The 10,158-nt window shown below is 47.8% G+C and carries 8 protein-coding genes; 2 read left to right on the forward strand and 6 right to left on the reverse strand.

Features of this window, described 5'->3' with window-relative positions:
- Positions 1-358: 358 nt before the first annotated feature.
- The 5 genes from K2H17_RS02415 to K2H17_RS02435 all read right to left on the reverse strand — a co-directional run bounded on the left by K2H17_RS02415 (position 359) and on the right by K2H17_RS02435 (position 5,019).
- On the reverse strand, positions 359-1,450 hold the full coding sequence (locus tag K2H17_RS02415) for a mannose-1-phosphate guanylyltransferase (RefSeq protein WP_300130998.1): 1,092 nt from the start codon (positions 1,448-1,450) through the stop codon (positions 359-361).
- 51 nt (positions 1,451-1,501) lie between these two features.
- Complete coding sequence (locus K2H17_RS02420; protein WP_300131001.1) at positions 1,502-2,731, reverse strand: ABC transporter permease; 1,230 nt, start codon at positions 2,729-2,731, stop codon at positions 1,502-1,504.
- An 18-nt stretch (positions 2,732-2,749) separates the two neighbouring features.
- Complete coding sequence (gene rbfA, locus K2H17_RS02425) at positions 2,750-3,085, reverse strand: 30S ribosome-binding factor RbfA (RefSeq protein ID WP_300131003.1); 336 nt, start codon at positions 3,083-3,085, stop codon at positions 2,750-2,752.
- Positions 3,086-3,232: 147 nt separating this feature from the next.
- A complete protein-coding gene (gene serS, locus K2H17_RS02430) occupies positions 3,233-4,504 on the reverse strand; it encodes a serine--tRNA ligase (RefSeq protein ID WP_300131005.1) in 1,272 nt (423 codons plus the stop codon).
- 65 nt (positions 4,505-4,569) lie between these two features.
- On the reverse strand, positions 4,570-5,019 hold the full coding sequence (locus K2H17_RS02435) for a GatB/YqeY domain-containing protein (RefSeq protein ID WP_300131008.1): 450 nt from the start codon (positions 5,017-5,019) through the stop codon (positions 4,570-4,572).
- Positions 5,020-6,068: 1,049 nt separating this feature from the next.
- On the opposite strand from K2H17_RS02435, the gene K2H17_RS02440 reads away from it, so the two are divergent.
- On the forward strand, positions 6,069-7,760 hold the full coding sequence (locus tag K2H17_RS02440; RefSeq protein ID WP_300131011.1) for a tetratricopeptide repeat protein: 1,692 nt from the start codon (positions 6,069-6,071) through the stop codon (positions 7,758-7,760).
- A 544-nt stretch (positions 7,761-8,304) separates the two neighbouring features.
- Here the strand turns inward: K2H17_RS02440 and K2H17_RS02445 are convergent.
- Positions 8,305-9,594: an O-acetylhomoserine aminocarboxypropyltransferase/cysteine synthase family protein gene (locus K2H17_RS02445; protein ID WP_300131013.1), complete on the reverse strand. Its 1,290-nt coding sequence runs from the start codon at positions 9,592-9,594 to the stop codon at positions 8,305-8,307.
- A 225-nt stretch (positions 9,595-9,819) separates the two neighbouring features.
- Here K2H17_RS02445 and K2H17_RS02450 point away from each other — a divergent pair.
- Positions 9,820-10,158 (forward strand): Lrp/AsnC family transcriptional regulator (locus tag K2H17_RS02450; protein WP_300131015.1); only part of this gene is annotated, 339 nt, incomplete at its 3' end.

The raw sequence follows: 10,158 nt of genomic DNA on the forward strand, positions 1-10,158 counted from the left end.
AATCTGAGCGAAAGTTTTGAGGTGGATATGGCTCTGAATTGAAGGAGCATAGCGAGCTATGTGACTGAAATGAAGAGTCATAGGCGCCCGAAACTTTCGCAGGCGACGGTATTATATTTTCTGCGTTGGATAATTTCATGTGTGAGATTTTTTTAAGTTACCTTAGCCTTGGTGTCTCTTTTGCTAAATTGTTGAAATTCGTCAGTCGCATAGCTCGCTATGCTCCTTTCTCATTTACAACAATTTATCTAAAAGATACACCACTCAGATTTTAACTCTTGTTGTTAAACAACCTCTAAAAGGCTTTTTTACAGATTGGCGGAAATGGGATATGCGATGAGAGGTTTGGGAGGACTTGTCAGAGATATTTGTCAAGATATGCGATCCTCACATCGTTGACCATCTGTTTGATGCGCTGTTCCTCTGATTTCGGGCAGATCAGAAGCACGTCTCCGGCATCGGCCACGATATAGTCTTTCAGCCCGTGGGCGACCACCAGTTTTTCCGAGTCACGCACAGCAAAAATATTGCCCGTGCTGTCATAGGTGAGCACCTTGCAGTTCTGGGCTACGTTGCCGTTTTCGTTTTTAGGCGAGTTGTCATGCAGCGCGCTCCAGGTTCCGAGGTCATTCCAGCCGAAGCTGACACATTCGACATAGACATTGTCGGCCTTCTCCATCACGGCATAGTCGATGGAATTGGCGGGGAACGATGCGAAGTTGTCACGGATGAAATCGACTTCACGCGGGGTTCCGAAAACAGAGGCTCCGCGGTCAAAGCGCACCGTCAGATCCGAATCGTGCTTGCGAAGCGCCTCGATGATCGACGATGCACGCCAGAGGAAGATTCCGGAATTCCAGAAAAATTCTCCGGTTTCCAGAAAGACTTTGGCCAGTTCCAGATTAGGCTTTTCGGTAAATGTCTTGACTTTCAGAATGCCCGGTTCGGCTTCCTGACCGATCTGGATATATCCGTAGCCCGTTTCCGGACGCGTCGGGGTGATGCCGAGCGTCAGAAGGGCGTCATTGTTTTCAACAAATTCGAATCCGCGGCTGACACACTCCTCGAAAACACTTTCGCGTGTGATCAGATGGTCGCTCGGAGTGACGATCATGGATGCGGCAGGGTCGATCGCCGCTATGTGGAACGCCGCCCAGGCGATGCAAGGCGCCGTGTTGCGGCGGGCCGGTTCGAGCAATATGTTTTCCGGCAGCAGGTCCGGAAGCTGCTCGCGGATAAGCGGGGCATATTTTTCATTTGTGACCACCAGCACATTTTCTTTAGGCACCAGTGGGAGTATGCGGTCATACGACATCTGAAGAAGCGAGCGTCCGGTTCCGAGAAAGTCGATGAACTGTTTTGGACGGTCCTCTCGTGAGTAGGGCCAGAAACGGCTTCCGACGCCGCCACACATTATTACGCAATATCTATGTGAGTTCTGAGTTGCCATAGCGATGAAGAGTTGGGTTCTATTTGTGGTATATTTTTTGATTCTACATTTTTATGCCATACGGAGACTGACGCTTCTGACACCGCGCGAGGAGATCAGGCCTGAAAGCAGCCCCATCACCAATACAACTGCCGAGGTGACAAGCACATCTCCGATCCGGAGATTACAAGGATATGTTACTATTGACATCTGCGAATGATCTCCGCCGAGAGTGATCAGCCCGTAATGCTGCTGAAGCAGACAGAGTATCACTCCGGTCAGAATTCCGATCACTCCGCCGGTAACAGCCACGAGCGTTCCCTGATAGAGGAAGATCCTGCGGATCATGCCCAGCGGTGCGCCGAGCGAGCTTAGAATCCTGAGACTCTCCTCCTTTTCTATAATAAGCATCGAGAGTGACGACAGGATGTTGAACGAGGCCATCAGCAGCACGAAAACAAGCATCAGGAAGGTGATCCACTTTTCGATCGAGATCATTCTGAATGAGTGGGACTGCTGACGCAGACGGTCTGCGACCACATAGTCGCTTCCGAGTGTCTCGCCGAGTGTCTTCACAACCGCATCGGCCTCAGCCCCCGGCTCAAGTCCTATCTCGATGGCCGACGCCTCTTCAGAGTAGTCGAGCAGACGCCGGGCCGACTCAAGCGGGATGAAGATCATGTCATTGTCGAGTTCCGCCTGATTGGTCTGATAGACACCGCTTATAAAAAGGGTGTCCGTACAGAAAGCCGCCAGAGGGAAGGCCGGATTGATACGTCCGAGACGTCTGGGGACGGTAAGCAGCATCGCATGTTCCGACGAGGGGCGCGCGCCAAGCTGCATCGCTGTCCCGATGCTCAGAAGTGCGCCCGGCAGACGGTGGTCCGCCGACATGTCCATCTCTCCGTCAATCACGAGAGAGCCGATTTCCGACACTCTCCCGTAGTCAGCCGGAACTCCGACCACATTGACCGGCGACTGAACGTCGCCGAACACGGCCAGCGCCTGCGCACTGAGCGTAGGCACAGCCCTGGCCACTCCAGCCGATGATTCAACGGCGCGGGCCAGTGAGTCAGCCGACATGATTATCTTGCCGTCGGCCCTTGTGATCTTCACATCCGGGTCGACAAGCGAGAGCCTGTCGGAGGCAAGATCCGAAAAGCCGTTGAAAACGGAAAGCACACAGATCATCGCCATTGCGGCCACTGCGATCCCCGCCATCGAGATATAGGAGATGACGTTGACAGCCGTGTGGCTTTTACGGGCAAGCAAATAGCGTATGGCGATCCTGAGAGCGGGCATCCGTTGTTGTTTTGTCGGCTATTTGGTGAGAAGTTTGTCGATGTTGTCAATGTAGTCCAGAGAGTCGTCGATATAGAACGAAAGTTCAGGACATTTACGCAACTGGAAGCGCACACGCTGTGCGAGTTCATAGCGTATTGTCTTAGCGCTTTCGCGGATGCTTTCAAGAAGCTCCTGCGACTTCTCCGACGGGAAGATCGAAAGATAGGCCTTGGCCACACTCAGGTCCGGCGAGACACGCACGGTGCTCACTGACACAAGCGTGCCGTGGGTCTTTGCTGTCTGCTGACGGAAGATTTCACTCAGCTCCTTCTGAAGGAGACGTGATATTTTTGCTTGACGTGTTGATTCCATAGGAATTGGGTTTTAGGGGAGGGGAATAACAACTGTTATTTTCTAAACACCTTCCGGGCCTCAATGTTTGAATTGACCGCCTCCCTCGGACGGCGAGAGGAGCGGTCAATTCAGAATATCTGACATCAGTGACTGCGGTCTGACCGATCAGTCAATGATATCGAAGCCGGTGTATTTGCGCAGACATTCCGGAACAACGATGCCCTGAGGTGTCTGGTTGTTTTCGAGGATGGCTGCCATGATGCGCGGAAGTGCGAGCGCCGATCCGTTGAGCGTATGGCAGAGGTGGGTTTTCTTGTCTTCTCCGCGATAGCGGCATTTCAGACGGTTTGCCTGATATGTCTCGAAGTTGGAGACTGACGATACTTCAAGCCAGCGGCCCTGGGCTGCCGAATAGACTTCAAAGTCAAATGTGATGGCCGAGGTGAAGCTCATGTCGCCGCCGCAGAGACGCAGGATGTGCCAGGGCAGACCAAGTGATTCGAGCAGTCCCTGCACATGGTCTTTCATCTCTTCCAGTGCGGCATAGGAGTTTTCAGGCTTCTCGATGCGGACAATCTCAACCTTGTCGAACTGGTGCAGACGGTTCAGACCGCGCACATCCTTGCCGTAGGAACCGGCCTCACGGCGGAAACATGCCGAGTAAGCGCAGTTTTTCTTCGGAAGTTCATCGCCGGGAATGATCACATCGCGGTAGATGTTGGTCACAGGCACTTCCGCGGTGGGGATCATGTAGAGCTTGTCTTCATTGATGAAATACATCTGGCCTTCCTTGTCGGGAAGCTGGCCTGTGCCGTAGCCTGAGGCTTCGTTGACAACGTAGGGAGGCTGGATTTCAAGATAGCCGGCATCGCCTGCACGGTCCAGGAAGAACTGGATGAGAGCGCGTTGCAGACGCGCACCCTTGCCGATATAGACCGGGAAACCGGGACCGGTGATCTTCACACCGAGGTCGAAATTTATGATGTTGTATTTCTTTGCAAGTTCCCAGTGGGGCAGCGCATCTGCCGGAAGTTCAGGCATCGGGCCTCCGGTCTTTTCAACGACATTGTCTTCCGCGGTCTTGCCTTCGGGCACCGCGTCACAAGGGATGTTCGGCATGCCGAGCAGAATGTCGCGGATGGCATTCTCAGTGACTGCCAGACGGTCAGCCACTTCTTTCTGCTGAGCCTTGATCTCAGCAACCTTCTTCTTGGCTTCGTCAGCCTCTTCGCGGCGGCCTTCTTTCATCAGGCGTCCGATCGAGTCGGCATATTTCTTTAGTTCGGCTGCGAGAGTGTCGTTCTGATATTGAAGTGAGCGGCGCTCGTCATCGAAATCAATAACATCATTGACTCCCTGTTTTCCGTCGAATCCTTTGACGGCGAGGCGCGCTATGATGCGTTCGGGATCCTCTTTGATCTGCTGAAGGGTAAGCATTTTTCCTGTATGTATTTCGGAATACGTTGATTTTTTTACTCTCTATGTTTCTCTGTCGCGGGCCGTCAGGCAAGAAGTTCTCTGACCTTGGCAGAAATCACCTTACCGTCCGCACGTCCGGCCAGTCTCTTCGAAGCCACACCCATGACTTTGCCCATTTCCTTGGCTGACGAAGCGCCGGTCTCGGCAATTATGTTTTTGAGTTCGGCGATGAGCTCTTCTTCGGTGAGCTGTTTGGGAAGATACTCTTCTATAACAGCTGCCTCGGCCAACTCGTTGTCGCGAAGATCAATTCGGTTCTGTTCGTCATAGATCTGAGCGGTTTCGCGACGCTGCTTGGCCATTTTTGCAAGGATCTTCGTGGCCTGCTCGTCGGTGAGCGATCCGTCGCCACCCTTGGCGGTCTTGGCTTCAAGAAATTCTTTTTTGATTCCACGGAGGGTCTCAAGTCGCACCTTCTCGCGGGCGAGCATCGCGCTCTTTATGTCGGCTGAGATTTTGTCAAACAAATCCATATCTTTGATTTTATTACATTTTAGAGCTACAAAGTTACACAGAAATTTGATTATATAACGAAACTTCCCTACCATTTTTCACATGGCGGCAAGGAAGTTGCGTTTTTTATCATGACACATGCCTCTGTCTTCGAGGCAAAAAACCGGCAGGCTCAATCCCCTTCCGGCTTCGATACACCACCGGTCGACGGATAGAAAAGCAATCCTGTTATCAGTATCACAGTCGCTGCATTGCAGATCGACTCCTTTACCAGAGGGTCGGAAAATCCCGCGAATACAAAACCCGCTATCCACGCCAAACACAGCGAAATGTTGACAAGTTTATTCCGGCTGATATCGTTGCTAAAAATTAACAACTTTCCGTGTGTGACCGCACACAGTATTGCGGTTATGATAAACAGAATGGAAAGTATTGTCATAACTATCTGTATAGCCAGTGAACCCGGCCATGAAGCCATAGCGATAACCAGAACCCATCCCAACGCAAAAGATATTTTATTAACCATCGCAGGCGATGACAGATAAGACATAATCATATACAAAACGGTTTTAAGATTATACAATAAATTTATTCTGAATCCGAGATTGTTTAAGCGCAGTTCTCGAAAATTTTACTTTCACCGGCAAAATTAGAACCGTTCATTTTAGCCCGCAAGAGCTTATCGCACATTGTTCAATAGCATATTACTCTTTGATTATCACCAAACTAAAACGCTGAACAATTTCTATTTTTTGTTCACCCGTTTAGAGCATAACCTATCGCTAATTTATTTATCCATAAACGCCACTGCAAGATTTAACATTAGCTCTTATTTAAGTTAAATTATGTTACAACGCTTTTCTTTCATGCTTCCTTGAATCCAAACATTGAGGGGATTCTAATCACCTGAAGAATTGACTGAATAATGATTGCTGGATTCAATCCTTCTATATTTTTCATAAAAATTTTTGGATTGTCTTACATTATATCATAAATTTGTATCACTTCGTCAATAAATGTCACATGTGCAAATTTGCATACATTTGCCTACAATCCGAACATTTCTTAAATGAAAAAAGTAATTTACACAATTCTCATACTAATAATTTCATCAGCCATATTTCTTGGATTTAACCATGTGTACCGGAAGATCGACAAGAACATCAAAATTTCAGCCATGATTATGGATGAAAAACCGGACTCGGCCTTAAAAATACTCACATCAATCAATCCGTCAGAGATAAAATCCGAACGCCTGCTGGCTCAATTTGCTCTATATCTGACTCAGGCAAGACATAAGAATTTTATTGACGAGACTTCTGACTCTTTAATCAATATCGCGGTTAGATATTACGACGCCAACCGGTCATCCTATCCATACGAGAGAATGTTGGCTCATTACTATTCAGGTGTCATAAATACAACTGCCCATAAATATTCCGAGGCTATTACAAACCTTATCCAAGCAGAACATCTTGCACAATCACATAACCAACCGTTGTGGCTTGGACGTGTGCAATCAAAAATAGCAAGAATATACGGCAAGATCTATGCTTTCTCCGAAGCCGCCAAATATGACAGCCTTGCCTGTCTGACTTTTAAACAGAGCGGAGACTCTATAAATCTTCAGTTTCAGAATTTAGAATTTGCCAATTCGCTCAATAATGCCAAACGCAATGCTGAATCATTACAGGTTTCTACATTGATTCTGTCAGATGCAATCCGAAGAAATGATTCAATATTTATCAGATATGCCTATGACCTTATCGCACACAGCCATCATAGATTAAAAAACTATAAGGAAGCAGCCGATTATTACAACAAGTATATTGAATTGTTTCCCGATCAAACTACCCCAAAGCAATATTGGCTGTATATCGACGCTCTATGGCAGTCAGGCAATCACGAAGCCGCACAGCTTCTGATTGATTCTGCTAAAATCAGATATGGTGAAAAAGCAGAAATTCCATTCGAGGTCTTATATGAAACCGGCTATACTGACGAAGCCTATCATCAATTAAAAAAAATCTTTGAAGAAACGGATTCTGCACTTGGCAAAATAATACGTCAAGACGTTCATAGCTCAGTCTGCGAATACCATGAGAACGAGATTAAAGTAATGGAACTTGCCCATCAGAATAATGTGACAAAACTGACATTTCTGATACTCCTTGTTATATCCGGTGGCGTCTGGGCATCAGCCTTTGTCAGCCATAGCCAAAAGATTCAAAAGCGCAAAGACGAACAAATCATCGCTCTTGCCGATGAATTGGAGTCCATACTGAACGAACGGAACTCCGAACGTGCTGCAATCTGCGAAACGCAGACACAACCGGCAACATGTCAAAACGACAATACCCATCGTTTTTCAATCACACGAAAACATCTTGACACCATTCGTGTCCTTTGTGAAACCTACTACGAGTCAAACCAGAAAGAATCCATCAAAAGCAAAACAGCTGACAACGTAGAACGTGAAATCAAAGATTTTGTAAGCACTCCGGACTTTCATATCTTTCTGGAATATCTTGCCGACAACGAAAATGATGGTATCATGACCCGTTTTCGCAATCAGATGCCAGGACTTACAGATAAGGAATACCATATATTTGTCTGCTCCACTCTTAAACTTCCCGTGCCTGTCATACTGATGTTTTTTGATCTTAACCGCAACACTCTTTACACTACCCGCAGACGTCTGCGCCAAAAAATTTCCGACACTCATCCTATTGACGAACGAATCTTCTTAAGCTACCTCTGAAATCAAGTCCTAAGTAACTCTTTTATTCACCAATCTGTCTTTACTTCTAAGAGGTCGTTTAATAACAATAGTTAAAATCTGAGCGAAAGTATTGTTTTTTCTTCTGTCAATAATTTCATCTTTCAATAGTTTAAAATTACCTGAGCCTTGGTGTCTCTTTTGCTAAATTGTTGAAATCCGTCAGTCGCATAGCTCGCTATGCTCCTTTCTCATTTACAACAATTTATCTAAAAGACACACCACTCAGATTTTTACTCTTGTTTTTAAACAACCTCTAAAAATAAAACGCCCCTAAGTCATAGAGACAGCAAACCGGGTTAAACCCTTAACGACTTAGGGGAACGTTTTAAAAAGTAGAGGAAATCTGCCATTTGTTTTACATGACCGTTACCGACGAGAATCTCACGATCTCTGAAGGCCGACATGTGCGAGTATCAGTTCGACAAGGTTTATAAGGATGTCAAGTGTTAAATTGGAATAATTGAAATAACATGCTAAATAAGGATGCGCATGGCAGATTTCCTCTGAAAAAACATCAAAATTCTCATACTTTTTCGAGTGCTTGCCCAAGGTCGGCAAGTATGTCGTCAATATGCTCGGTGCCAATGCTCAGGCGGACCGTAGCAGGTGTTATATGCTGGCGTTCAAGTTCCTCAGGGGTCAGCTGGGAGTGTGTGGTGGTGTAGGGATGGATCACAAGGCTTTTCACATCCGCCACATTGGCGAGATGCGAGAAGATCTGAAGCGCGTCAATAAAGCGCCAGGCCTCTTCCTGCGAGCCTTTCACCTCGAAGGTGAAGATGCTGCCCGCTCCCTGAGGATATAGTTTGTTGTAAAGGGCGTGGTCGGGATGATCGGCGAGTGACGGATGATTGACCTTGGCAACCTTCGGGTGTGACGAGAGGAATTCCACGACTTTCAGCGCGTTGGCCACATGCCTTTCAAGACGCAGCGACAGGGTCTCGACTCCCTGAAGCAGCAGAAACGCATTGAAAGGAGAGATGGCGGCGCCGGTATCGCGCAGAAGGACCGCCCTGATACGGGTGACGAAAGCGGCCTCTCCGGCAACATCCGTAAAGATCGCGCCATGATAGCTGGGATCTGGCTTTGCCAGTGTCGGGAATTTTTCAGGATCCGATTTCCAGTCGAATCTGCCGGAGTCAACGATGATGCCGCCGAGACTGGTGCCGTGGCCTCCGATAAACTTCGTGGCCGAGTGGACAACTATATCAGCCCCGTGCTCGATCGGCCTGATCAGGAAAGGAGTGCCGAAAGTATTGTCGACAATCAGTGGGATGTTATGACGGTGGGCTATCTCCGAAAGCCTGTCAAGGTCGGTCACATCGCAGTTCGGATTGCCGAATGTCTCAACGAACAGCACCTTGGTGTTGGGCTTTATGCTGCGCTCGACAAGGTCGAAATCACGCACATCGACAAAGGTGCTCTCGATTCCTCTTGGTGCCAGTGTATGGCTGATGAGGTTCGACGTACCGCCATAGAGATTGTCAGCCGCAAGCACATGGTCTCCGACCTGAAGCAGATTTTCAAGCGCATAGCTGATGGCAGCCGCGCCGCTTGCAACTGCAAGCCCTGCCACACCACCTTCAAGCGCTGTGATGCGCTTCTCAAGAACCTCCTGGGTCGAATTTGTCAGACGTCCGTAGATATTGCCGTTATCGCGAAGGGCAAAACGGTCAGACGCATGCTCGGAATTGCGGAACACGTATGAGGTTGTCTGATATATAGGTACCGCGCGGGCATCTGTTGCCGGATCCGGTGTTTCCTGACCCACGTGAAGCTGAAGCGTTTCGAAATGTAACTTGTTTTCTGACATAGACGGCAATATCTTTAAATTGGCGTAATGATTTTCACGGCAAAATTACCATATCCAAAATATTTTTCCAATAAATTTGCAAAATACAGGAAATATCACTAATTTAGCATGCAATTATAGATATTTCATACTATAAAAATCTAAATTCTCAGTTTTAAAAGAATATTATTCTAAACAGATTCACAAACCGATCCCCACACAATCTTTTAACCGACACATAAGACTATGACTCAGACCTCATCACTTGACGCGATAGACCTCCGCATCCTCGACTGCCTGCAACACGACTGCCGCATGACCAACAAAGAACTTGCAGCCGCAATCCACCTCTCCCCTACTCCTACCTTCGAACGCGTCAAGCGCCTCGAACGTGACGGCTACATCAAACGCTATGTCGCGGTGCTCGATGCCGATAAAATCGACTGCGGATTCGTGGCTTTCTGCTATCTGAAAATGAAGCAGCACACTCAGGAAAACGCTCTCCGCATCATGAAAGCCGTTAAAGAGATCCCGGAAATAGCCGAATGCTACAACATTTCCGGCGACTATGACTTCCTGCTGAAG

It is taken from the genome of Duncaniella sp., from assembly GCF_029054785.1.
GTDB lineage: Bacteria > Bacteroidota > Bacteroidia > Bacteroidales > Muribaculaceae > Duncaniella.